Source organism: Microbacterium sp. 16-032 (assembly GCF_041079455.1).
Lineage (GTDB): Bacteria > Actinomycetota > Actinomycetes > Actinomycetales > Microbacteriaceae > Microbacterium > Microbacterium testaceum_A.
Window position 1 is genome coordinate 393981 of the sequence record NZ_JBFYGQ010000003.1, and the last position, 24049, is coordinate 418029.

The 24049-nt window shown below is 68.9% G+C and carries 24 protein-coding genes; 4 read left to right on the forward strand and 20 right to left on the reverse strand.

Annotation, left to right across the window (positions count from 1 at the left end; translation table 11 throughout):
- Nucleotides 1–73: 73 nt before the first annotated feature.
- Nucleotides 74–445 carry a hypothetical protein gene (locus AB6V31_RS08145; RefSeq protein ID WP_056230469.1) on the reverse strand — a complete coding sequence of 124 codons (372 nt, stop codon included), beginning with the start codon at nucleotides 443–445 and terminating at the stop codon, nucleotides 74–76.
- A gap of 72 nt (nucleotides 446–517) precedes the next feature.
- Between AB6V31_RS08145 and AB6V31_RS08150 the strand changes: the two genes are divergently transcribed.
- Complete coding sequence (locus AB6V31_RS08150) at nucleotides 518–1156, forward strand: O-methyltransferase (RefSeq protein ID WP_056230467.1); 639 nt, start codon at nucleotides 518–520, stop codon at nucleotides 1154–1156.
- A gap of 76 nt (nucleotides 1157–1232) precedes the next feature.
- On the opposite strand, the gene AB6V31_RS08155 is transcribed toward AB6V31_RS08150, so the two are convergent.
- The 3 genes from AB6V31_RS08155 to dapE form a co-directional block, all read right to left on the reverse strand.
- A complete protein-coding gene (locus AB6V31_RS08155; RefSeq protein WP_074615842.1) occupies nucleotides 1233–1403 on the reverse strand; it encodes a DUF3117 domain-containing protein in 171 nt (56 codons plus the stop codon).
- Nucleotides 1404–1496: 93 nt separating this feature from the next.
- Nucleotides 1497–2720: a hypothetical protein gene (locus AB6V31_RS08160; RefSeq protein WP_369364993.1), complete on the reverse strand. Its 1224-nt coding sequence runs from the start codon at nucleotides 2718–2720 to the stop codon at nucleotides 1497–1499.
- The gene (dapE, locus tag AB6V31_RS08165; protein WP_056230465.1) at nucleotides 2717–3793 is read right to left on the reverse strand and encodes a succinyl-diaminopimelate desuccinylase; all 1077 of its coding nucleotides are present in this window, start codon (nucleotides 3791–3793) and stop codon (nucleotides 2717–2719) included. The genes AB6V31_RS08160 and dapE overlap by 4 nt, the downstream gene beginning before the upstream one ends.
- Before the next feature lie 42 nt (nucleotides 3794–3835).
- Here dapE and dapD point away from each other — a divergent pair, with 42 nt between their 5' ends.
- Nucleotides 3836–4756, forward strand: a complete 921-nt coding sequence (dapD, locus tag AB6V31_RS08170; protein WP_056230463.1) for a 2,3,4,5-tetrahydropyridine-2,6-dicarboxylate N-succinyltransferase — start codon at nucleotides 3836–3838, stop codon at nucleotides 4754–4756.
- Between the two features lie 120 nt (nucleotides 4757–4876).
- Here the strand turns inward: dapD and ddaH are convergent, their stop codons facing one another.
- The 7 genes from ddaH to AB6V31_RS08205 form a co-directional block, all read right to left on the reverse strand.
- The gene (gene ddaH / locus AB6V31_RS08175) at nucleotides 4877–5638 is read right to left on the reverse strand and encodes a dimethylargininase (RefSeq protein WP_369364995.1); all 762 of its coding nucleotides are present in this window, start codon (nucleotides 5636–5638) and stop codon (nucleotides 4877–4879) included.
- A 453-nt stretch (nucleotides 5639–6091) separates the two neighbouring features.
- A complete protein-coding gene (locus tag AB6V31_RS08180) occupies nucleotides 6092–7387 on the reverse strand; it encodes a citrate synthase (RefSeq protein ID WP_074696985.1) in 1296 nt (431 codons plus the stop codon).
- Nucleotides 7388–7607: 220 nt separating this feature from the next.
- Nucleotides 7608–8711 carry a succinyldiaminopimelate transaminase gene (gene dapC, locus AB6V31_RS08185; RefSeq protein WP_369364996.1) on the reverse strand — a complete coding sequence of 368 codons (1104 nt, stop codon included), beginning with the start codon at nucleotides 8709–8711 and terminating at the stop codon, nucleotides 7608–7610.
- 3 nt (nucleotides 8712–8714) lie between these two features.
- On the reverse strand, nucleotides 8715–9035 hold the full coding sequence (gene fdxA, locus AB6V31_RS08190; RefSeq protein WP_055836218.1) for a ferredoxin: 321 nt from the start codon (nucleotides 9033–9035) through the stop codon (nucleotides 8715–8717).
- 52 nt (nucleotides 9036–9087) lie between these two features.
- On the reverse strand, nucleotides 9088–9486 hold the full coding sequence (locus tag AB6V31_RS08195) for a histidinol dehydrogenase (RefSeq protein ID WP_074696989.1): 399 nt from the start codon (nucleotides 9484–9486) through the stop codon (nucleotides 9088–9090).
- Between the two features lie 56 nt (nucleotides 9487–9542).
- A complete protein-coding gene (locus AB6V31_RS08200; RefSeq protein WP_369364998.1) occupies nucleotides 9543–9857 on the reverse strand; it encodes an AzlD domain-containing protein in 315 nt (104 codons plus the stop codon).
- Nucleotides 9854–10570, reverse strand: coding sequence for an AzlC family ABC transporter permease (locus AB6V31_RS08205; protein ID WP_056230454.1), 717 nt, complete (start codon nucleotides 10568–10570; stop codon nucleotides 9854–9856). The genes AB6V31_RS08200 and AB6V31_RS08205 overlap by 4 nt, the downstream gene beginning before the upstream one ends.
- Nucleotides 10571–10636: 66 nt before the next feature.
- Here AB6V31_RS08205 and AB6V31_RS08210 point away from each other — a divergent pair, with 66 nt between their 5' ends.
- Both AB6V31_RS08210 and AB6V31_RS08215 read left to right on the forward strand, forming a co-directional pair.
- Nucleotides 10637–11188, forward strand: a complete 552-nt coding sequence (locus AB6V31_RS08210) for a helix-turn-helix domain-containing protein (RefSeq protein ID WP_144785451.1) — start codon at nucleotides 10637–10639, stop codon at nucleotides 11186–11188.
- A gap of 48 nt (nucleotides 11189–11236) precedes the next feature.
- Complete coding sequence (locus AB6V31_RS08215; RefSeq protein WP_056230449.1) at nucleotides 11237–11596, forward strand: DUF2200 domain-containing protein; 360 nt, start codon at nucleotides 11237–11239, stop codon at nucleotides 11594–11596.
- Nucleotides 11597–11780: 184 nt separating this feature from the next.
- On the opposite strand, the gene typA is transcribed toward AB6V31_RS08215, so the two are convergent.
- From typA to AB6V31_RS08260, 9 genes are all read right to left on the reverse strand, one after another.
- A complete protein-coding gene (gene typA, locus AB6V31_RS08220) occupies nucleotides 11781–13694 on the reverse strand; it encodes a translational GTPase TypA (RefSeq protein ID WP_056230447.1) in 1914 nt (637 codons plus the stop codon).
- 156 nt (nucleotides 13695–13850) lie between these two features.
- A complete protein-coding gene (locus AB6V31_RS08225) occupies nucleotides 13851–15530 on the reverse strand; it encodes an ABC transporter family substrate-binding protein (protein ID WP_200914199.1) in 1680 nt (559 codons plus the stop codon).
- Between the two features lie 4 nt (nucleotides 15531–15534).
- Complete coding sequence (locus tag AB6V31_RS08230; RefSeq protein ID WP_082450619.1) at nucleotides 15535–17727, reverse strand: ABC transporter ATP-binding protein; 2193 nt, start codon at nucleotides 17725–17727, stop codon at nucleotides 15535–15537.
- A complete protein-coding gene (locus AB6V31_RS08235) occupies nucleotides 17720–18643 on the reverse strand; it encodes an ABC transporter permease (RefSeq protein ID WP_056230443.1) in 924 nt (307 codons plus the stop codon). Before AB6V31_RS08235 ends, AB6V31_RS08230 begins: the two co-directional genes overlap by 8 nt.
- A 1-nt stretch (nucleotide 18644) precedes the next feature.
- Entirely contained in the window at nucleotides 18645–19625 is a 981-nt protein-coding gene (locus AB6V31_RS08240) for an ABC transporter permease (protein ID WP_279366675.1), read from the reverse strand.
- 220 nt (nucleotides 19626–19845) lie between these two features.
- Nucleotides 19846–20436: a hypothetical protein gene (locus AB6V31_RS08245; protein WP_369365002.1), complete on the reverse strand. Its 591-nt coding sequence runs from the start codon at nucleotides 20434–20436 to the stop codon at nucleotides 19846–19848.
- A complete protein-coding gene (locus AB6V31_RS08250) occupies nucleotides 20433–22097 on the reverse strand; it encodes an ABC transporter ATP-binding protein (protein WP_056230436.1) in 1665 nt (554 codons plus the stop codon). Before AB6V31_RS08250 ends, AB6V31_RS08245 begins: the two co-directional genes overlap by 4 nt.
- Entirely contained in the window at nucleotides 22094–23041 is a 948-nt protein-coding gene (locus AB6V31_RS08255) for an ABC transporter permease (RefSeq protein ID WP_369365004.1), read from the reverse strand. Before AB6V31_RS08255 ends, AB6V31_RS08250 begins: the two co-directional genes overlap by 4 nt.
- Nucleotides 23031–23960: an ABC transporter permease gene (locus AB6V31_RS08260; protein ID WP_056230432.1), complete on the reverse strand. Its 930-nt coding sequence runs from the start codon at nucleotides 23958–23960 to the stop codon at nucleotides 23031–23033. The genes AB6V31_RS08255 and AB6V31_RS08260 overlap by 11 nt, the downstream gene beginning before the upstream one ends.
- Nucleotides 23961–24049 lie beyond the last annotated feature (89 nt).

Sequence of the window (24049 nt, forward strand, 5' to 3'; positions counted from 1 at the left end):
GGGGAAACAGGGCGTTCCCGCCGGAATCAGCCTGTCCTCGTCACGTCCCCTGTTTCGGTGACGGGCTCCCGCGTCAGGTCGCCTCGTCGTCGAACGGCGGCAGCTCGCCCGCCACGAAGGGGGTGGATGCCGGCTTCTCGCGCGCCGCGAGAGCTGCGGCGCCCGCGGCCCGCATCGTCGCCGTCGGGGTGTCGTCGAGGAGCGCCTCGCGGATGATGCGCCGCGGGTCGTACTGGCGCGGGTCGAGCTTCTTCCAGTCGACGTCGTCGAACTCGGGGCCCATCTCGTCGCGCATGCGCGAACGGGCACCCTGCAGCGTCTCTTTCGCGCGCTTGGTGAACTTGGCCAACGCCTCCGCGTAGCGCGGCAGACGCTCGGGGCCGACGAGGACCGCTGCGATCACGCCGATCAGCATCAGCTTCTCGATCGTGAGGCCGAAGAACATGCCTCCAGATTACCGGCCTCGCCTGGGGGTCCAGCGACCATCCGCCGTCTAGCCTGATCTGAGGAGGTCCACGTGAGCGGTCATGAGGCGAACGAACGGTTCGTGCAGGAGTCGACGGTCGAGCCCGAGCACATCGCTCGCGCCCGGGCGCACGCGCTCGAGCTCGGCGCGGCGCCCATCAGCCCCGCGGTCGGGGCCCAAGCCGCGGTGATCTCGGCGGCATCCCGTGCTCTGAACATCGTCGAGGTGGGCACCGGCGGCGGCGTGTCGGGCCTCTGGCTGCTGCACGGTTCGCCCCGCGCGACGATCACCACGATCGACAGCGAACCCGAGCACCTCGGGGCCGCGCGCTCCGCGTTCTCGGACGCCCGCGTGCCCGCCGCGCGTGCCCGATTCATCACCGGGCGGGCATCCGATGTCCTGCCGCGCATGAACGAGGCGTCGTACGACATCGTCTTCATCGACGCCGACCCCGAAGGCGTCATCGAATACGTCGAGCACGGCCTGCGTCTGGTGCGCGCCGGCGGGACCGTCCTCATCCCCCGCGTCCTCGCGCACGGCGCGGTCGCCGACCCGGTGCGCCGCGACGCGGTGACCACGGCCTACCGCTCGCTGATTCAAGAGGTGCAGTCCTCCCCCGCCGTCATCGGCGCCCTGTCGACCACGGGCGAAGGCCTGCTGCAGCTCACGACCCGTCCACCCGAGGCCTGAACCTCTCCCCGCGAAGCACGCGGGAACGAAGAAGGCCGGCCCCCGCGGGAGCCGGCCTTCACTGCGTCGATGGTCGTCAGGCGGTGACGACACCACCGAGCACGTCGTAGAGTTCCTTCGCCTCGGCGTCGTTCACCGAGACGACGAGTCGCCCGCCACCCTCGAGCGGCACGCGCACGATGATCAACCGGCCCTCCTTCACGGCCTCCATCGGTCCGTCGCCGGTACGCGGCTTCATGGCTGCCATCGCGGCCCCCTTTTCGTCGTTGGTCTGCCTGAGAAGTTTACCGGTATCCCGCGTGGCGGGTCGTACAGGCGGGTCGGCGGGGGCGGATCTGGGTCAGGGAATCTGCCAATACGTGTTCGCGAGGGCGTACATGTTGTAGATCCACCACCACTGTCCGAGCAGCGCGAGAGCGAGCACGCCGAACCGCCACGCGCGTGATTTCGGCACCGCGAGGGCGCCCCACAGCGGCGAGATCGGCACGAGCAGCCGGAAGATGCTGGACTGCGGGAAGAACACCAGCAACAGGTAGACGAGGTAGCTCGCCGACCACAGTCGCACCTCGATGCCCAGTCGCTTCACCTGCGGCGAGAACAGCAGCAGCGCGCCGATGGCCGCCACCATCATCGCGAGGAACACGTAGCCCGTGACGGCGCCGAGCCCCCACCGGGTGAACCAGAACCCCGCGGCCTCGACGAACCCGTCGAAGGGGACGAAGCCCCGCCCCGAGTCCCCGAGCCAGTTGCGCCGCCACGCCAACTCGGTCGCCAGGTACGCGCCCGGGTCGCCCGTGACGATCCCCGCGATCACCTGCCACGCGAAGCCCACCACGACCGAAAGTCCGCCGAGGGCCACGAGATGCGCGATGTCGCGCGTCGTAAGCGGATCCTTCCGTCGGCGCACGAAGCGGTATACCCCGTAGAGACCGAGGAACAGAGCGAAGGCGAGGATCCCGGGGCGCGTGAACCCCATCGCCGGGACCAGCAGATAGAGCCAGCCCCATCGACGTCGCTGCACGCACCGGAGGGCGAGGAAGAGGAAGAACAGGAACAGCGCCTCGGCGTACCCCACCTGGAACAGGGCGGCGAGCGGACCGCACGCGAAGAAGACCACGGCCCACATCGCGGCGGAGTCGCCGATCCGATCCCGTAGCATCGAATGCAGCACGAGGCACGCACCGAACCCCGCGGCCAACGAGATGGTGACGGCCCCGGCGCCCCACGAGCCGAGCAGGAATCCGAGTCCGGCCGAGAGGTACGAATACAGCGGCATGAACGCCCACGCGTTCTCGGCGACGTGACCGCCCGCGGCGAGGGGCAGATCAACGGGATATCCCGACACCGCGGCGAGCCAGTACCACTGCGCATCCCACCCGAGCGCGAGCTTCTCGAGCGAGGGGGCCACACCGTAACGCGACCCGGGCCCCGACAGCGCAGAGGCCAGCAGGAAGAATCCCGTCGTGACCACGCGCGCCGCACCGTAGACGATGGCGATGCGCGCCGGCACGGGAAGGCGCTCCCACCATCCGACCCGCGTGCGCGTCGTGGCCGCGGCGGTCACGACCCGCTCAACCAGGCACGAAGGCCGCGCTCGACGGCGTCGATCTGCGCGATCGGAACCCGCTCCTCGTCGTGATGAGCGAGGTGCGGGTCACCCGGACCGTAGTTGACGGCGGGGATGCCGAGCGCCGAGAACCGCGCCACGTCCGTCCAGCCGTACTTCGGTTTGGGGGTGGCACCCACGGCATCCACGAAGTCCTTCGCCAGGGCCGCGTCGAGGCCGGGACGAGCTCCTTCGGCCACGTCGACGATCTCGACGTCGAAGCCCGTGAACACGTCGGTGACGACGCGGGTGGCGGCGGCGGCGTCACGGCTCGGCGCGAAGCGGTAGTTGACCTCGACCGCGCACGCGTCGGGGATGACGTTGCCCGCGACCCCGCCCGAGATGCTGACAGCGTTCAAGCCCTCGCGGTAGACAAGACCCTCGACCTCGATCTCGCGGGCACGGTACTCGGCCAGGCGCGCGAGGATCGGCGCGGCCTTGTGGATCGCGTTCTCGCCGATCCACGATCGCGCGCTGTGCGCACGGACTCCCTCGGTGCGCACGATGGCGCGGAGCGTGCCGTTGCAGCCGCCCTCGACCTCGCCGTTGCTCGGTTCGCCGAGGATCGCGAAGTCACCCTCGAACAGGTCCGGGCGGTTGCGCGAGAGCCGACCGAGGCCGTTCAGCGCCGAGTCGACTTCTTCGTGGTCGTACCACATCCAGGTGATGTCGACCGGGGGCGCGGTGAGCTCGGCGGCGAGCTTGAGCTGCACCGCGACGCCCGCCTTCATGTCGACCGTCCCGCGGCCCCAGATGACGTCCTCGCCGTCGACCGTGCGGTCCTCGACGGGGAGGTTGCGGTTGATCGGCACGGTGTCGATGTGCCCGGCGATGACGACCCGGCGGTCGCGCCCCAGGGCGGTGCGGGCGACGATGGTGTCGCCGTCGCGGATGACCTCGAGGTGGGGGTACGCGGAGACGGCGGCCTCGATGGCATCCGCGAGAGGGGTCTCGTCTCCCGAGACGCTGTGGATGTCGCAGACGGCTCGCGTCAGGGCGGCCGAGGACTGGGTGAGGTCGAGCGCGGGCATGCCCCGATCTTCCCACAGCCGGTGCCCCAGTACCCTGGGACGGTGAGCAACGAACGACGCATCAGCGCTGCCGGCCTCTCGACGCGAACCACCGGGGGGACGGTGCTCGACGCCTGGTTCCCGAAGCCGGTCCTCGGTGCCCACGGAGACCTGGATGCCGAGCAGGCGGCGCTCGAATCCGCCGCCGGCCCCGACGAGCGACGTGGCGTCGTCGTCGAGACGGTGTCTCTCATGATCGACGCCGACGCGGCTCCCGCCTCGACCGTCGACGCCTACCTGCGCCTGCACGCGCTCTCGCACCTGCTCGTCCGGCCCAACGAGATCAACCTCGACGGCATCTTCGGGCACCTCCCCAACGTCGCGTGGACGAACGCGGGTCCCGTGCACCCCGACGACGCGGAGCGCCTGCTGCCGCAGTTGAAGCGTCACGGCATCCAGCTCCAGGGTCTCGACAAGTTCCCGCGCCTGACCGACTACGTCCTGCCCGCGGGCGTGCGCATCGCCGACGCCTCGCGCGTGCGCCTGGGCGCGCACCTCTCCCCCGGCACGACCGTCATGCACGAGGGCTTCGTCAACTTCAACGCCGGCACGCTCGGCTCCTCGATGATCGAGGGCCGCGTCTCTCAGGGCGTCGTCATCGGCGACGGCACCGACATCGGCGGCGGCGCCTCGATCATGGGCACGCTCTCGGGCGGCGGGACGCACCGCGTCTCGATCGGAGCACGCACCCTGCTCGGCGCGAACGCCGGCATCGGCATCTCGCTCGGAGACGACTGCGTCGTCGAGGCCGGTCTCTACGTCACCGCCGGCACGAAAGTGCGCGTCGGCGACGAGACGGTCAAGGCGGGCGAGCTGTCGGGTCGCGACGGCATCCTGTTCCGCCGCAACTCCCTCACCGGCGCCGTCGAGGCCTCGGCCCGCGCCGGCGTCGGCGTCACGCTGAACGAGGCACTGCACGCCTGAGGCGCAGGCGCCTGCGCCCTTTTCCCGATAAACGCTCCCTGCACGAGGAAACGCCCGCGGCGCGCGTTTCTCCGTGCAGGGAGCGTTTCTCGTCGCGTATCCGCCCCCGCGCCGGTCGCGTCAGTCGCGCACCCGCACCGACAGGCAGGTCACGCAGCCCTCGAGCTTCTCGAACTCGCTCACGTCGACGGTCACGACCTCAAGGCCGCGGAACCGGTGCTCCTCCGCCGTCGCCGGGGCGTCCGCCGACATCAGCACCGTGTCGTCGTCCAGGACGACCACGGCCGTGCCGTGCTCCTCGGGCACGCCCGCGAACACCGGGAACATCGACGGATCGTCGACCAGCGGCTCGAACCCCATCACCGTTCCGTCGGGTAGCGCCGTCACCCCCGACTTCAGGTGTAGCACCTTCGTGACCGGGATCTCGCGCACCTCCCACCCACGCGGCTCGAGCAGAGCCCGCAGCTGGGCGATGCCCTCGGCGTTCGTCCGCGACGACGCGCCCACGTAGACGGTCCGTCCGACCTTGAGCACGTCGCCCCCGTCGAGGGTTCCGGGTTCCACGATCTCGGCAAGATCGATTCCGGATGCCGTGACCCCCGCGCGCACGCTCTCCGCCTCGCCGCGGCGCGAGACGGCGCCGGCCCGGCAGAGCACGGCGAGGTCACCGAAGACGACGACCGCATCCTCGACGAACACCCCGTCGGGCTGGTCATCGGCCGGGTCGATCTCGACGATCTCCCACCCACGGGTGCGGAAGGCACCGACGTACGCCTGCCACTGCGTCATCGCCAGCTCGGCATCGACCGGCACGCGGTCGAGGTGGGTGAGCTCGCCCTCGGCGAGGCGGGGCGACGGACGGCGGACGAGCAGGCGCGGCATGCCCCGACCCTACTGGTTGCGTCATCGGCGTCGGCGGAACCGCCTGGCATTCGGTCTCTCCGGCGCACCCCATGTCCCCCTGTGCGCAGACCATGTCCCCATCTGCGCAGACCATGTCCCACAAACGGCTCCCTGGCGGCACCCCAGACAGCACAAAGTGGGACATGGCTGCAGGGCGAACCGCCCTCGCGGCCCATGTCCCCATCTGCGCAGACCATGTCCCACAAGCGGCTCCCTGGCGGCATCCCAGGCAGCACAATGCGGGACATGGGTGCAGGGCGAACCGCCCTCGACGAGAATGTCCCCATATATGCAGACCATGTCCCACAATCGGCTACCTGGCGGCGCCCCAGACAGCACGAAGTGGGACATGGGGAGAACCAGCGACACACCCCGCCGCACACAGCGAAACGCCCCGCCCCTCGCAAGAGGGACGGGGCGCTCCAGGCCGGGTCAGATGCCGGGGTAGTTGCGCTCGGCGGCACCCGTGTACAGCTGCTGCGGGCGGCCGATCTTCGTCTGGGGGTCGCTGATCGCCTCGCGCCACTGGGCGAGCCAGCCGGGCAGGCGGCCGATCGCGAACAGCACCGTGAACATGCGCGTGGGGAAGCCCATCGCCTTGTAGATCACGCCGGTGTAGAAGTCGACGTTCGGGTAGAGGCGACGCTCCTTGAAGTAGTCGTCCTCGAGGGCGATCTGCTCGAGCTCCTTGGCGAGGTCGAGCAGCGGGTCGCTGACGCCGAGTGCGGTGAGCACCTCGTCGGCCGACTCTTTGACGAGCTTCGCGCGCGGGTCGTAGTTCTTGTAGACGCGGTGACCGAAGCCCATGAGCTTGACGCCCTGCTCCTTGTTCTTCACCCGCTCGACGAAGCGCTCGACGCTCTCGCCCGAGTCGCGGATGCGCGCGAGCATCTGCAGGACGGCTTCGTTCGCGCCACCGTGCAGGGGGCCGGAGAGCGCCTGGATGCCGGCCGAGATCGACGCGAACTGGTTCGCTCCGGTCGAACCGACGAGGCGCACGGTCGAGGTCGAGGCGTTCTGCTCGTGGTCCTCGTGCAGCATCAGCAGCAGGTCGAGGGCCTTCGTCATGACCGGGTTGGCCTCGAAGGGCTCGCTGTGCACACCGAAGTTGAGCTTGAGGAAGTTGTCGACGAAGCCCAGGGAGTTGTCGGGGTACAGGAACGCCTGTCCGATGCTCTTCTTGTGCGCGTAGGCCGCGATCACGGGGAGCTTCGCGAGCATGCGGACCGTGTTGAGCTCGACGTGCTCGGGGTTGTGCGGGTCGGACTCGGCCTCGTAGTAGGTCGAGAGGGCCGCGGTCGCCGCTGAGAGCACCGACATGGGGTGCGCGGTCGGCGGCAGCGCCGAGAAGAGGCTCTTGAGGTCTTCGTGCAGCAGCGTGTGACGGCGGATCCGCTCGTCGAACGACGCGAGCTCGGATGCCGAGGGCAGCTCGCCGTAGATGAGCAGCCACGCGACCTCGAGGTAGGTGCTGTTCTTCGCCAGCTGCTCGATGGGGTACCCGCGATAGCGGAGGATGCCCTGATCGCCGTCGATGTAGGTGATGTCGGACTTCGTCGACGCCGTGTTGACGAAACCGTAATCGAGCGTGGTGTGACCGGTCTGCTTCGTCAGCGACGCGATGTCGATGCTCGGAACGCCGTCGGTGCCTCGCAGGACCGGGAATTCGGCGGTGGTGCCCCCTACCGTGAGAGTGGCCTTGTCCTGCTGCGTGCCCGCGTCGCTCACCGCGCCTCCTTGCGATTTCTGGTCGCCCGTGTGGTCGAACGCGGGGGGTTGCGGCACCCCGCGATCTTCTCGCCCTCTGGATGCCACGGGAATGGCATCCGGGTCGGCGGGGCGCACGGAGGATGACCCCGAACGACCTGCCTTTACAGCCTAGTAGGCACTCCGGCGTACAGATGACACCGCTAAAGGTTGCCCCCATCGGATGGAGGGAACCTCCTGGTCAGGCGCGCAGACGCTCCGCGGCGGCGGCGATGCGCTCGTCGGTCGCGGTGAGCGAGAAGCGCACGTGGTTCGGAAAGTGGGTGCCGTAGAAGTGCCCCGGTCCCACCAGGATGCCGAGATCGGCGAGGCGGTCGACGCTCTCCCACGCGTCGCGTCCCTCGGTCGCCCAGAGGTACAGGCCGCCCTCGCTGCGGTCGATGGTGAAGCCGGCGGCCTCGACCGCGGGCTTGAGGACCGCGCGGCGGCGGGCGTAGCGCTCGCGCTGCGCGGCGACGTGCTCGTCGTCTCCGAGGGCGACGGTCATCGCGCGCTGCACCGGCGCGGGCGGCATGAGGCCCAGGTGCTTGCGACCGGTGAGCAACCGCGACACGAGGGCGGGGTCACCGGCGAGGAACGCCGCGCGGTACCCGGCGAGGTTCGACTGCTTGCTCAGCGAGTACACCGACAGCACGCCGGAGAGGTCGTCTCCGACGACGCCCGGGTCGAGCACGCTCGGTACGGGCTGCTCATCCCACGGGGCGTCCCAGCCCAGTTCGGCGTAGCACTCGTCCGACGCGAGGACGGCACCGATTTCACGCGCCCGGGTCACGGCATCCCGAAGCTCGTCCGTCGAGAGGACGCGCCCGTCGGGATTGCCGGGTGAGTTGATCCAGATCACGCGCGCGTTCGCGGGCCACGAGGACGGATCGTCGGATGCCACGGCCTCGGCGCCCACGAGACGCGCTCCGACCTCGTAGGTCGGGTAGGCGGCGCGCGGGTGAACCACGGCATCGCCCGGGCCGAGCCCCAACAGCAACGGCAGCAGGGCGACCAGCTCTTTGGAGCCGACGGTCGGCAGAACGTTCGCCGCGGCCAGGCCGGGGACGCCGCGCCGGCGGTGGTACCACTCGGCGATCGCCTCGCGCAGTGCCGGGGTCCCCGCCGTCTGCGGGTAGGCGTGCGCGTCGGTTGCGTCAGCCAGCGCTTCGGCGACGACGGAGGGCGTCGGGTCGACGGGCGAGCCGATCGACAGGTCGACGATGCCGTCGGGGTGGCGTCGGGCGCGCTCCGCGTACGGGGCGACCGCGTCCCACGGGTAGTCGGCGAGGTCGGCGACGCCCACGGGTCAGTGCGCCTGCGGGGGCAATGCGGTGATGACGGGGTGGTCCTTGGCGATCACGCCGACCTTGGCCGCACCACCGGGCGAGCCGATGTCGTCGAAGAACTCGACGTTGGCCTTGTAGTAGTCGGACCACTCCTCGGGGAGGTCGTCCTCGTAGTAGATGGCCTCGACGGGGCAGACCGGCTCGCACGCACCGCAGTCGACGCACTCGTCGGGGTGGATGTAGAGCGATCGTTCACCCTCGTAGATGCAGTCGACAGGGCACTCATCGATGCAGGCGCGGTCTTTCACATCGACGCACGGGAGGGCGATCACGTAAGTCACCGCATCAGTCTAATCGCGCCGGAGCGACCGACTCCGCCGCCGGGCCGCGGGCTTAGGATTCGGCCGGGCGCGCCGGCGCCTGCATCTTGCTGAAGTCGGGCCACAGCGCGACCAGCACCATGAGCGCGGGTCCGACGACCGTCCACACGAGCGGGATCCACTCGGTCCCCGCGGTGGGCGCAGCGACGATCGCGGAACCGCCCGGCCCCACCTGAGAGAACAAGTACGTGGCGGCGGTGATCCCCAACCCTCCGGCGAGGGCGTTGACGCGATCGCCCGTGAGCGTGCGCAGGGCGATGAGCAGGGCCGCACTGCCGATCGTCGCGAGGATCAAACCCACCGGCACGGGGCCGACGAGGAAGGCCTGGCCTACGGTGCCGGCTGCTCCGTAGAAGGCCCCCACGAGCAGGGCCACCACCCAGCCGACGACGCGGAGAATCGTGGAAGTCACCGGTCGAGTCTAGGCGCGACAGCTATGCGACGGCCGTGGCCGATAGCACTTACCCCTCACGCCGCCCACCCCCAGAGCCGCAGCAGCGCCGCGGTGAGGGCCGCCGCGGCGACCACGACGAGGAACGGGGCGCGCGCCCAGAGGAGGAGGACCGCGACCCCGACCGCCGGGAGTCGCGCGTCCACGACCACCGCCGACCCCGCGCCGAGCGTCTGCACCATCACGAGCGCCGAGAGCAGGGCGACGGTGAGAAGGTCCGCGATCCGCGCGGGGCGCGGCTTGTCGAGCCAGTGAGCGGGAAGCAGGTAGCCCGTCGCCTTGAGGGCGACGCAGATGACGGATGCCGTGAGCACCGCGGTCCACAGGGTCACGGCATCCGCTCCTCGGTTGCCGCCGGCTTCGCGGGCCGGGGATCGAACAGTCCCACCGCGATCGCGACTCCCGCCGCCGCGATCACCGGGATCCCCGGCATGAGCCACGGTGTGAGCAGCGCCGCGACGATCGCCGCTCCCGCGGCCACCGCCAGGGGCTGACGTCCGCGAAGACGCGGCCACAGCAGAGCGAGGAACGCGGCGGCCGCCGCCGCATCGAGACCGTAGGCACGGGGGTCGCCGAGGACGTCGCCGAGGAGCGCCCCCAGGAGAGTCGAGAGGTTCCAGCCGACCCAGATCGCCACACCCGTGACCCAGAAGCCCACCTGACGAGCGCGCGGCTCGGTCTGCGCCAGGCCGACCGCCACCGATTCGTCGATCGTGAAGTGCGTGGCCGACGCCTTGCGCCAGGGTCCGCCCGCCACGACGGGCGCCATGCGCATCGCGTACGCGGCGTTGCGGACGCCGAGCAGGGCCGACGACGCGATCGCCGCGGGTGCGGCGGCCACTCCCCCCGCGGCGATGACCCCGACGAACGCGAACTGCGATCCGCCGGTGAACATCAGCAGGCTCAGCACGCAGGTCTGCCAGATGTCCAGACCGGATGCCACGGACAGGGCCCCGAAAGAGATGCCGTAGGCACTCGTGGCGAGGGCGACGGCGAGGCCCTGTCGAGCGGCGACACCCTCGGATGTTCGGTGAAGCGAACGCATGGACATCATCGTGAACGCTCAAGACGTCGTTCGTCAAGTCGAACGATCGACGGTCATAATGAACAGATGAGCGATCTGAGCGCCCGAATCGCCGCGAGCCTACGCCGCGAGCGAGAGAGACGTGACCTCAGCGTCTCGGAACTCGCCCGGCGGGCCGGAGTCGCCAAGGCCACCGTCTCGCAGCTCGAGAACGGGGGCGGCAATCCCAGCGTCGAGACCCTGTGGGCGCTGGCCTCGGCGCTCGAGATCACGTTCGCCGACTTCGTCGACGAGGGCGCGCACTCCCCCACCCTCATCCGGGCCGGCGAAGCCGGTACGGCCGTGGCCTCATCGGCATCCGACTACATCGCCGTCCTGCTCTCGGCGAGCCCCCCGCACGCTCGCCGCGACATCTACCTGCTCTCGGCCGAACCGGGTTCCCCCCGCCGATCCGACCCGCATCCCCGGGGAACGATCGAGCACCTCGTGATGGTCTCGGGTCGCGGTCTCGTCGGCCCGGCCGACGCCCCCTTCGAGCTCGCACCCGGCGACTACCTCTCGTACGCCGGTGACGCGCCCCACGTCTTCGAAGCGCTCACGGCGGGTATGAGCGCCGTCTGCGTCGTCGAGTCCCGCTGACCCGACGACCGCGTCGACAGGGGCCGGACGCGGGGATATCGTGCTGGCATGTCCCGCGTCTTCGACATGACCTTCTCGTCGGTGTATCCGCTGTACGTCGCGAAGGTCGAACGCAAAGGGCGCACCACGGACGAGCTCGACACGGTGATCCGCTGGCTGACCGGGTTCGACGAGGCGGCCCTCGCCCGCCACGCGCAGGGGTCGACCACGTTCCGCGAGTTCTTCGACGAGGCGCGGCTCACCCCGCAGGCCGCCGAGATCACCGGAGTGGTCTGCGGCGTGCGGGTCGAGCAGATCGAAGACCCGCTGATGTACCGCATCCGACTGCTCGACAAGGTCGTCGACGAACTGGCGAAAGGCAAAGCGCTCGCGAAGGTGATGCGCGCGGGGGCGTCCGGAGACAGCTGAACTCCCGCCGGTCCCCGCACACCCGCGGACGAATCCCCCGACGCGCCGCCTACCCCGCCGCGTCGCCGAAAACCCCCGCCGTCACGCACGCCACGGCATCCGGATGCCACCCACCCGCAGACCCCGCAAAGCGAACGGCCCCGCCGAGCACGAGGCTGGGCGGGGCCGTTCGAGACGGGAACGCTTACGCGTTGGCGTCCTGGCGCTTCAAGCGCGAAGCGGAGCGACCCCGCGCGGTCGCGTCGAGCTCGACCTTGCGGATGCGCACCTTCTCGGGCGTGACCTCGACGCATTCGTCGTCGCGGGCGAACTCCAGCGACTCCTCGAGCGTGAGGATGCGCGGGGGCGTCATCGACTCGAAGGAGTCGGAGGTCGACGAACGCATGTTCGTGAGCTTCTTCTCCTTGGTGATGTTGACATCCATGTCGTCGGCGCGCGAGTTCTCGCCGATGACCATGCCCTCGTAGACCTCTTCGGTGGGCTGCACGAAGAAGCTCATGCGCTCCTGCAGGGCGATCATCGCGAACGGGGTGACGACACCCATGCGGTCGGCGACGATCGAGCCGTTCTGGCGGGTCGTGATCGAGCCCGCCCAGTCGTCGTAGCCGTGCGAGATCGCGTTGGCGATACCGGTGCCGCGGGTGATCGTGAGGAACTCGCTGCGGAAGCCGATCAGGCCGCGCGAGGGCACGACGAACTCCATGCGCACCCAGCCGGTGCCGTGGTTCGTCATGTTGTCCATGCGCCCCTTGCGGGCGGCCATGAGCTGCGTGATCGCACCGAGGTGCTCTTCGGGAGCGTCGATGGTCAGGTGCTCGAAGGGCTCCTTGAGCTTGCCGTCTTCACCGCGCTTGGTGACCACCTGGGGCTTGCCGACCGTGAGCTCGAAGCCCTCGCGACGCATGTTCTCGACGAGGATCGCCAGGGCGAGCTCGCCGCGACCCTGGACCTCCCACGCGTCGGGGCGTCCGATGTCGACGACCTTGAGCGAAACGTTACCGATGAGCTCACGGTCGAGGCGGTCCTTGACCATGCGGGCGGTCAGCTTGTGGCCCTTGACCTTGCCCATGAGGGGCGAGGTGTTGGTGCCGATGGTCATCGAGATGGCCGGGTCGTCGACGGTGATCGCCTTCAGCGGGCGCACGTCCTCGGGGTCGGCGATGGTCTCGCCGATGGTGATGTCGGGGAAACCGGCGATGGCGACGATGTCACCGGGGCCGGCGTCTTCGGCCGGGTAGCGCTCGAGGGCGCGGGTCTTCAGCAGCTCGGTGACGCGGGCATTGCTGGTGGTGCCGTCGGCACGCACCCAGGCCACGGTCTGGCCCTTCTTGAGCGTGCCGTTGAACACGCGCAGCAGAGCGAGGCGACCGAGGAACGGCGAGGAGTCGAGGTTGGTGACCCAGGCCTGCAGGGGCGCCTCGTCGTCGTAGGCGGGAGCCGGAACGTGCTCGAGGATCGCGCCGAAGAGCGGCTCGAGGTCTTCGTTGTCGGGCAGCGAGCCGTTGTCGGGGCGGTTGAGCGACGCGGCACCCGCGCGGCCCGAGGCGTAGACGACCGGCACGTCGAGCAGGGCGTCGACGTCGAGGTCGGGCACGTCGTCGACCAGGTCGGACGCGAGGCCCAGCAGCAGGTCGTGCGCCTCTTCTTCGACCTCGGCGATGCGCGCGTCGGGGCGGTCGGTCTTGTTGACAAGCAGGATGACGGGGAGCTTGGCCTCGAGGGCCTTGCGCAGCACGAAGCGGGTCTGGGGCAGCGGGCCCTCGGACGCGTCGACGAGCAGCACCACGCCGTCGACCATCGACAGGCCGCGCTCGACCTCGCCACCGAAGTCGGCGTGGCCGGGGGTGTCGATCACGTTGATCGTCACCGGAACGTCGCTGTGCACGCCGTTGTAAGTGATCGCCGTGTTCTTGGCGAGGATCGTGATGCCCTTCTCGCGCTCGAGGTCGTTCGAGTCCATCGCGCGCTCTTCGACGTGCGCGTGGTCGCCGAACGAGCCGGTCTGGCGGAGCATGGCGTCGACGAGGGTCGTCTTGCCGTGGTCGACGTGCGCGACGATCGCGACGTTACGGAGGTCAGGACGAAGGGCGTGCGCCATGGAGGGTCTCCAGGAAAATTCGGGGTGATGCCCGGAATCGGGCGTCCCTAGTCTACCGGGCGCCTACGACACTCCCGGGCAGGAGACGCACAGGTAACGGGAACGCACGGAAAAGGGGCGGAATCCCGCAGGATCCCGCCCCTTTCCGTCAGCGGATCAGGAGTTCGCGAAGCCCACGATCGTCCAGTCGATGGTCTCGAACTGGGTGGCTCCCCAGTTCACGAGGCCCTGCTTGACGGCGTAGACGTTCGGCAGCGGCGCGATCGGGATGATCGGCACGGACTCCCAGAGCACCTTGTTGATCTCCTGCGCGGTCTGCTGACGCGCGGCGGGGTCGAGTTCGGAGTTGGCCTTCTCCCACAGCGCGTCCAGGCGCGGGTCGGCGATGCCGGTGTAGTTCTGCGCCGAGTCGACCGGCGTGAACAGCGAACGGCTCGACGAGATCGGGTACGCGGTGCCCTGCCACGAGAACGTCACCATCTCGAAGTCACCCTTGATGATGTAGTCCGAGAAGTAGCTGCCGACGGGAACCGAGACGAGCTCGACCGGGATGCCGACCTCGGCGAGGTCCGCCTGGATCTGCTCGGCGCGCTGGATGTTCGTCGTCGTGTCGGCCGGGACCGTCACCTTGAACGACAGCGCGGTGCCGTCCTTCGTCCACGAGTCGCCGTCCTTCGTGTAGCCGGCGGCCTCGAGGTACTTGGTGCCCGCGTCGACGTCGTACGGAAGCGAGTCGTCGGTGTAGCCGTCCTGGCCGGGCATGAAGATGTAGCTGCCCTGCGTGATGGCGGGGACGCCGACCGGCGAGTTCGCGTTGGTGGCGATCTGGCTGCGGTTGACGATGGATGCGATCGCCTTGCGGACGTTGACGTCGGCGAGGGGTCCGCTCGAGGCGCGCATCGTGATGTGCGTCCAGGTCAGACCGTTCGACGCCTGGATCTCGGCACCCGGGACGTTCTGGGCCGTCTGGTAGAGGTCGGCGTTGGAGCTGATGTTCAGCGCGTCGATCTCACCGTTGCTGAACGAGGTGCCCTGCTGGGCCTGGCTCACGGCGCGGAAGACGACCGAGTCGAGCTTGGGCTTGGCGCCCCACCAGTTGGGGTTCGGCTCGAGCGTCGCCACACCGGCCGTCGAGTCGAAGCTCGCGAGCTTGAAGGGTCCCGATGACGGAAGCGCCTTCGTGAGGTAGCCGGTGTTGAAGGTGTTCGGGTCGTTGGCGACGCTCGCGGGCAGGACCTGGCCGAAGAGGCTCTGCCAGTCGGCGAAGACCGACGAGAAGGTGATGACGACGTCGAACTGGTCGGTGCCCTGCTCGACGGACGAGATCTGGTCCCACCCGGTGGTCGAGATGACCACGTACGCGGGGTTGCTGCCGTTGTTGGCCTTCCAGGTCGCCTGGTAGTCGGCCACCGTGATGGGCGTGCCGTCTTCCCACTTGGCATCCGGGTTGAGCTTGATCTCGACCTTCTGGGGGTCGCTGCTGGTCAGCTCGACGGAGGAGGCGTAGTTCTGGTCGACGATCGGCTTGCCGTCCTCGCCGATGCGGATGGGCCCACCCTGCATCGCGGCGACGATGTTGTTCGTGTTGGCCTCGTTGCCGTCGATCTGGAAGTTGTTCCAGTTCACGGGCATGGAGTCGACCGCGAGAGTCAGCGTGCCGCCGTCCTTGACGTCTGCGGCATCGGCGCGCACCCACGCGGTCGACGGCAGCGAGTTCTGATCCTCGGGGTTCGCCGACGGAGCGGCGGTATTGCCCGGCGCGCACCCGGCGATCGCCAGGGCGGCGGCGCTCAGCAGCGCGAGAGCGCTGAGGGCCTTCGCTTTACGCATTCTCATGTGATCAATCCTCTCGTTGGTGATCGGGGAGGGCCCCCGGCGACATGGTGCCGTCGGTCGGGGACGTTCGGGGGGAGCCGGCCGACACCGTCTCGAGGACGAGGTCGGACCGTTCGGCGTAGTGGCACGCCACCTGGGAGTGCGCCTGGGAGCGCAAGCCCGGGTCGTCGTTGTCGCACCGGCGCCGGTCGGCGTCGGGCAGCAGGCGGTAGAGCGGGCACCGCGTGCGGAAACGGCATCCCGAGATCTCCTGCGTCGGGCTCGGGAGGTCGCCGTCGAGCAGGATGCGCGTTCGCGCCCGCTCGATGCGCGGGTCGGGAATGGGCGCGGCCGAGATGAGGGCCTTCGTGTAGGGATGCCGCGGGTCGTCGAACACCTCGTCGACGGGACCCTGCTCGACGATGCGGCCGAGGTACATGACCGACACGTCGTCGGCGATCTGGCGGACCACGGCGAGGTCGTGCGCCACGAAGAGGAACGAGAGGCCGAGTCGTTCCTTGAGGTCTTCGAGCAGGTTGATGACTCCGGCCTGGATCGACACGTCGAGGGCCGACACCGGCTCGTCGAGGACGACGACGGCGGGGTCGGTCGCCAGGGCGCGGGCGATGCCGATGCGCTGACGCTGACCGCCCGAGAACTCGTGCGGGTACCGGTCCGACATGTTCGGGTCCAGCCCGACGAGATCGAGCAGCTCGCGCATCTTGCGGTCGCGCTCCGCACGCGGCACGCCCTGGACCAGCAGGGGCTCGGTGATCACCTCGCCCACCGGCAGGCGCGGGTCGATCGCGCCCATCGGGTCCTGGAACACGATCTGGATGCCCTTGCGCAGCACGGCCTTGTCCTTACGGCTCACCGTGGCCACGTCGGTGCCGTTGATGCGGATGCTGCCGCTCTGCGGGGCGACCATCTCCATGATCTCGAGGATCGTCGTCGTCTTGCCGCAGCCGGACTCCCCCACCAGTCCCATCGTGCGACCGGGCTGGATCGAGAACGAGATCCCGTCGACCGCGCGCACCGTGCCGACGCGGCGCGGGAAGACCGCGCCCTTCATCAGCGGGAAGTGCTTCACGAGATCGGTGACCTCGACCGCGGGGGTCGCGTCGGGGCGGAGCGGCGGGATCTCGCCGAGAGCCTCGGGCCGCGGGAAGATATCGGGCCGCGCGAGGGCACCGGAGGCGATCTCGCCCGAGCGGATGCACGCCGCGACGTGGTCGGGCACCGCTCCGTGCACCTCGAGCACGGGCTCGATGTCGTGACACGCGTCGATCGCGATCGGGCAGCGCGCGGCGAAGGGGCATCCCTTGGGCAGCGAGGCGAGGGACGGCGGGCGCCCCTCGAGCGGGACCAGTCGGTGCGAGCCCGCGGTCTGCATGTTCGGCACCGAGCGCAGCAGCCCCACGGTGTACGGCATGTGCGGGTCGTGGAAGATCTCGTCGACCGTGCCCCGCTCGACGAGCTTGCCCGCGTACATGACCGCGACGCGGTCGGCGTGGCCGGCGACGACGCCGAGGTCGTGCGTGATGAGCACGACGGCGGCGCCCGTCACCTCGCGGGCCTTCTGCAGCACCTCGAGGATCTGCGCCTGGATGGTGACGTCGAGGGCGGTCGTCGGCTCGTCGGCGATGATCACGCGCGGGTCGTTGGCGATCGCCATGGCGATCATCGCGCGCTGTCGCATACCGCCCGAGAACTCGTGAGGATACGCGCGCGCCCGACGCTCGGCATCCGGGATGCCGACGAGCTTGAGCAGCTCGACGCTGCGGGCGTGCGCAGCCTGTGCGCTCAGGGCGCGGTCGTGCAGACGCAGTCCCTCGGAGATCTGGTCGCCGACGGTGTAGACCGGGGTCAGCGCCGACAGGGGGTCCTGGAAGACCATCGCGAGCTCGGCGCCGCGGATCTTCGACAGCTGCCCGTCGTTCATGCCGAGCAGCGAACGACCGTCGTAGAGGATGTCGCCCTCGACCTGCGCGTTCGAGGGCAGCAGCCCCATCACGGCGAGCGACGACACGCTCTTGCCGGAGCCGGACTCGCCCACGATGCCGAGGAACTCCCCCTCGTGCACGTCGTACGAGATGCCGCGGACGGCGCGGACGGGAGAACCGTCGCGCTGCGGAAAGGTGACGCTGAGGTCGCGGACCGACAGCAGCGGCGAGCGGCCGGTCGAGGACAGCAGGGTGGCGGATCGGGTGTCAGTCACGGTTCGCTCCCGAGGTGGGGTCGATGGCGTCGCGCAGGGCGTCGCCGATGAGGCTGATGGCCAGGAGCAGCACGATCAGCACGCCGGCGGGGTACACGAACAGCCACGGGCGGGTCACCGCGGCCGACGTCCCCGACGCCAGCAGCGTGCCGAGCGAGACGTCGGGCGCCTGGACGCCGAAACCGAAGTAGCTGAGCGAGGTCTCGGCCATGATGGCCGCGACGATGCCGAGGGTCGCGTCGATGATGAGCAGCGACGCGATGTTGGGGATGATGTGGCGGCCGAGGATCTGCCGGGTCGGCATGCCCATGTACCGCGCCGCGCGCACGAAGTCGCGGTTGCGCAGGGACCGGGTCTGGTTGCGGACGACCTGAGCGAGGATCATCCAGCTGAACACCGCGAGGAAGAACGTGAGGGCGAGCCACGACAGTCCGCGGGTCAGCGGACTCAGCAGCACCAGGATGAAGAACGACGGGATGACGAGCAGAAGGTGGATGAGCCACCCGATGACCGCGTCGATCTTGCCGCCCAGGTAGCCGGCGAGGGATCCGACGGCCGCCGCGATAAGGGTGGCGCCGATGCCCGCCAGAGCGCCGATGATGAGCGACTTCTGCAGACCCACGAGCGTCTGCGCGTAGATGTCCTGCCCGATGCCGTTCGTCCCGAACCAGTGCAACTGGGTCGGCCCCAGGCCCACGTTCAGGAAGTCGCGCTGGGTCGAGTCGTAGGGGTAAAGCAGCGGCCCGATGAAGGCCCACAGCACGATGAAGACGAGGATGCTCGCGCCCACCCAGAAGCGAGGCATCTTGCGCAGCCGCGAGCGCACCAGCGCTCCGCGCGACAGCGGTTTGCGGTCGCGGGTGACAGGGCTCGTGGCGACGAGCGTTCCGTCGAGGGCTTCTTCCTGCATGGTCATGTCAGCTCCTCACTCTCGGGTCGAGTGCGGCGTAGAGCACCTCGGACAGGGTCGATGACAACAGCACCAGCACGGCGACGAAGAGCGTCGATCCGGCGACGGCGTTGATGTCCTGCTGAGTAACGGCGTTCAGCTGGAACTGCCCCATGCCCCGCCACGAGAAGACGATCTCGAGCATGGTGGAACCGGCGATGAGCGTGCCGAAGCTGTACGCGAAGAACGTCGACATCGGGATCAGGGCGATGCGCACGCCGTGGCGGAAGAGCGCCTGCGTGCGGGGCAGTCCCTTCGCGCGGGCGGTGCGGATGTAGTCCGCACCGAGCACGTCGAGCATCATGCTCCGCTGGTAGCGCGAGTACGACGCGGCGCTGATGAGCACGAGCGCCAGCGTCGGCAGCAGCAGGTGGACCGCCCGATCGGCGATCATCGGCCAGAACCCCTCGACACCGGCGGTGTACTCGCCGGTGAAGCGGATGAGCTGCGTTCCGGCCGCGTTGTTGAGGTTGGTCGCGCCGATCATCAGCAGCACGCCGATGACGAAGGTGGGGGTCGCGAAGACGAGGTACGAGGCGTACGTGGTCACCTGGTCGGGAGCCCGGTACTGGCGCACCGCACCCCACACGCCGATGAGCACGCCGACGATCGCGCCGATGAGCGAGCCGATCAGCAGCAGGCGCAGGCTCGTGCCGGCGCGCGTCGCGATCTCGGTCATGACGTCCTGGCCGCCGATGGTGGTGCCGAGCGAGAACTTCGTGAACAGATTGACCAGCCAGTTCCACAGGCGGACGAGGATCGGCACGTCGGGGTTGGCACCGAGTGCATCGAGGCTCGCGATGATCGACTCCTGCGGCGGCCGGGGATTCATGCCGTAGAAGCGGTCCTGGGGTCGCAACAGCGCGCTGCCGAGAACGTACGCGAGGCACGTCGCCAACAGGCTCAGGACGGCGTAATTCAGGAACCGTCGCAGAACGTACAGCGTCATGAGGTGCGCGGGCCCGTCCGGAACACGTCGGGGGTGTGCGTCATGGTGGTCCTCTCGCCTTCGAGATCCCCGCCTATTCGTTTGCCTGGCTAAGGATCTTCAGCGACCCTACGTCGGCTTCCCATGAAACGTGCGCCGGGGGAACACACTTTTCACGACCGTAACAAAGCTCTTACATGGCGCTTTGCCACCGCGGTCTCCGTCGAGCGCAGCATCGCGCTCAGCCGAGACCGCCTGAGATGAACAAAGCGATAATAACCCAGCAGATCAGAACCAGCAGGGAAATGACCGAGGGAATGTCCCACGACCGGCGGACGACACCGGTCTTCGACGCGGTCGGCCGCGCCGTCTCCCATGCTTCCTGGATGAGTTGCAGGTCGCGGATTGCCGGAGGTTCGCGACGTCCTCGCTCAGCGTCACGGCGGATCGGAGGACGACCCGGACGACCGGCGACGGGGCCACCGAAGGCCTTCACCACGCGGGGCTCGTCGGTGCGGACCTCGAGCTGCCAGCGCATGTCGATGTCGGCGACGCGCGCCCACGCGATGTCCGCGATGCGCAGAGGATTGTGGATGCGGATGCCCTCGGCGTCGATGCGCACGTGCGGCGCGAACAGCAGGGCGTAGACCGCCCACAGCGCCAACAGCACCCAGGGCGCCAGCAGGAGCATCTCGCCCAGCCCGGCGCGCAGCGCGGCATCCCCCAAGAGCACGAGCGCGAGCACCGCACCCAGGATCAGGCCGAAGATCGACGACGGGGCACGGAACACCCGCGGGTGTTCCGTGCCCCGGAAGCGCTCGTCGCGCGTCACGCGCCGCCCAGCGAGAGGGAGGCGCCGGGAATGGCGTCGAGCAGGCGCTGCGTGTACTCCTGCGAGGGCTGCGCGAAGATCTCGTCGACCGTTCCCTGCTCCACGAGCTTGCCGCGCTCCATGACGCACACCAGGTCGGCGGCGACACGGACGACGGCGAGGTCGTGCGTGATGAACAGATAGGTCAGACCGAGCTCGGACTGCAGCTCCGCCAGCAACTGGAGGATCTGCGCCTGCACCAGCACGTCGAGGGCCGAGACAGCCTCGTCGAGCACGAGGATGTCGGGCTTGAGCGCGAGCGCGCGCGCGATGGCGACACGCTGGCGCTGTCCGCCGGACAGCTCGTTCGGATAGCGGGATGCCAGCTCCTGCGGAAGCGCGACCTGCTCGAGCAACTCCTCCACACGGGCTCGACGCGACGCGTTGTCGCCCACCTTGTGGATGTTGAGCGGCTCGGCGATGAGGTTGCCGATGCTGCGCAGCGGGTCGAGCGACCCGTACGGGTCCTGGAAGACGGGCTGCATCCGGCGGCGCAGGTTGAACGTGTCCTTCGCGCTCAGCTTGCCGGTGTTGACACCGTCGACCTCGATCGAGCCCGAGGTCGGATCCTCGAGCTTGAGGACCATCTTCGCGATCGTCGACTTGCCCGAGCCCGACTCCCCCACCAGCGCGAGGGTCTTGCCGCGCGGGATCTCGAACGAGACCCCGTCGACGGCGCGGAACTGCTCGCTGCGGAATCCGCCCTGGCGGATCTTGTACTCCTTGACGAGGTCGGTGACCTTGACCGTCGCGGGAGCGTCGATGTCGGACTCGCGCAGGATGCCGCGGTCTTCGACCTTCGCCTGGATGCGCTGCGAAGCGATGCTGGGCGCGGCGGCGACGAGGCGCTGCGTGTACGGGTGCTGCGGGTTCTCGAGGATCTCGCGGCTGGGACCCGACTCGACGATCTCGCCCTGGTTCATCACGACGATGGTGTCGGCGCGCTCGGCGGCCAGACCCAGGTCGTGCGTGATGAGCAGCACCGAGGTCCCCCGCTCACGCGTGAGGGATGCCATGTGATCGAGGATCACGCGCTGCACGGTCACGTCGAGGGCCGAGGTCGGCTCGTCGGCGATCAGCAGCTTCGGGTCGGCGGCGAGGCCGATTCCGATCAGCGCGCGCTGACGCATTCCGCCCGAGAACTGGTGCGGGTACTGGTGCAGGCGACGCTCGGCGTCGGCGAGACCAGCCTGCTTGAGCACCTCGATCGCGCGCTTCTCGACCTCTTTGCGACCGGTGGCGATGCCGTTCGCGCGGATCGCCTCCTTCACCTGGAAGCCGATGCTCCACACCGGGTTGAGGTTCGACATCGGGTCCTGCGGGACGTAACCGATGTCGCGACCGCGAACCGACTCGAACTGCGTCTGGCTGAGGTCGGTCAGCTCACGCCCGTCGAGCGTGATGCTGCCGGCGGTGACGTGACCGGTACCGGGGAGCAGGCCGATGACCGCCGAGGCGGTCGTCGACTTGCCGGAGCCCGACTCGCCCACGATGGCGACCGTCTGGCCGGGGTAGACGTCGAGGCTGACTCCGTGGAGGACCTCGCGCGTGCCACCCTGTCCCTCGAACGCGACCTTGAGGTCGCGAACGGACAGAAGCGGTGTCTGGGTGGCGTCGCTCATCGGCGGGCCCTCGCTCTCGGGTCGATGGCGTCTCGGATGAGCTCGCCCAGCAGGATGAAGGCCAGAACCGTGACGGTCAGGGCGATCGACGGCCAGATCAGCGCCATCGGCGCGATGCGCAGCGACTGCTGCGCCTGGCTGATGTCGTTACCCCACGACATGGTGCTGCCGCCGAGGCCGACGCCGAGGAACGACAGAGTCGCCTCCGCGACGATCGCCGCGGCCAGGCTGATCGTGGTGACCACGAGGAGCGGAGCGATGGCGTTCGGGATGACGTGAGTCAGCAGCGTGCGGAAACGCGACTGTCCCAGCGCCTGAGAGGCCGCGACGTAGTCGGCCTGGCGCACGCGCAGAACCTCGGCGCGCACGACACGGGCCGTCGAGGCCCAGGCGAACCCGCCGATCGCGAAGGCCAGGGTGAAGACGTTGCGGTACTGCGAGAACACACTCATCACGACGATGGCCGCGAGGATGTAGGGGATCGAGAAGAAGATGTCGCCGACGCGCGAGATGACCGCGTCGAGCCATCCGCCGTAGAAGCCCGACAGCGCGCCCATGACGAGGCCGATGATCGTGCCGATCGCGGTGGCCAGCAGACCCACCGACAGCGAGGTGCGGGCACCCCACACGATGCGCGAGAAGGTGTCGCAGCCCTGGAACGTGAAGCCCAGGATGTGTCCCGCCGTGGGACCGCCGTTGCTGTTGGACAGCTGGCAGTCGTTGTCCGGCGGCACCTGCGTGAACAGGGTCGGGAACGCGGCCATCAGGATCACGATGGCCATCACGACCAGGGCGATCCAGAACGTGGGACGGCGACGGAGGTCGCGCCACGCGTCGAGCCACAGGTTGCTCTTTCGGGCGGCGACACGGACGGCGTCGACTGAAATGGTCTCGGTCTTGATCGGCGCGACATAGTGGGGCGCCGGGAAGTGACTACTTGACATAGCGGATCCTCGGGTCGAGAAGGCCGTACAGGAGGTCGACGACGAGGTTGACCAGCACGTAGATGATGACGAAGACGGTCACGAACGACACGACCGTGGGGCCCTCACCGCGGATGGTGGCCTGGTAGAGCGTGTTGCCGACACCGGGGATGTTGAAGATGCCCTCGGTGACGGTGGCTCCGACGAGGAGCACACCGAAGTTCGTCGCGGAGTTCGTGATGACGGGGATGAGCGAGTTGCGCAGGACGTGCACGGGGATCACGCGTCGGCGTGAGAGGCCCTTGGAGTACGCGGTGCGCACCCAGTCCTGGTTGAGGGTGTCGATGACCGACCCGCGCATGAGGCGCATGCTCGTCGCGAACAGGCTGAAGCCGAGCACGATGGCCGGCAGCAGAAGATCACCCCAGTTGTTCTGCGCCCCCACCGTGGGACGGAACCACCCCAGCTGGATGGCGAGGAAGTACTGTGCGAGGAAGCACGCCACGAAGATCGGCAGTGCGACGAACAGCAGGGCGACGATGAGCGCGACGTTGTCGAACAGCTTGCCCTTGCGGATCGCCGAGATGGTGCCGATGACGATTGCGAGGACGAACTCGATCGCCAGAGCCATCACGGCCAGGCGCGCCGTCACGGGGAGGGTTCGGGCGAGCACCTCGTTGACGGACTGACCGGAGAAGGTCGTTCCCAGGTCGCCTTGGAAGATCCCGCCGAGGTACAGGAAGTACTGCACGATGAAGGGTTGGTCGAGGTGGTACTGGGCCCGCAGGGCTTCGACGACCTGGGGCGCGGGGGTCTTGTCGCCGAAGAGGCCGAGGATCGGGTCCCCCGGCATGGCGAAGACCATGAAGTAGATCAGCAGCGTGGCCCCGAAGAACACGGGGAGCACCTGCAGCAGACGTCTGAGGATGTAGCCGAGCATCCGCTCTCTTTTCGAACGTGGGAAACGCCTCATCAGACGTTTCATGGGGGGCGTGGGTCGAAAGAGACCCGTGCCGTTCTATCACACGT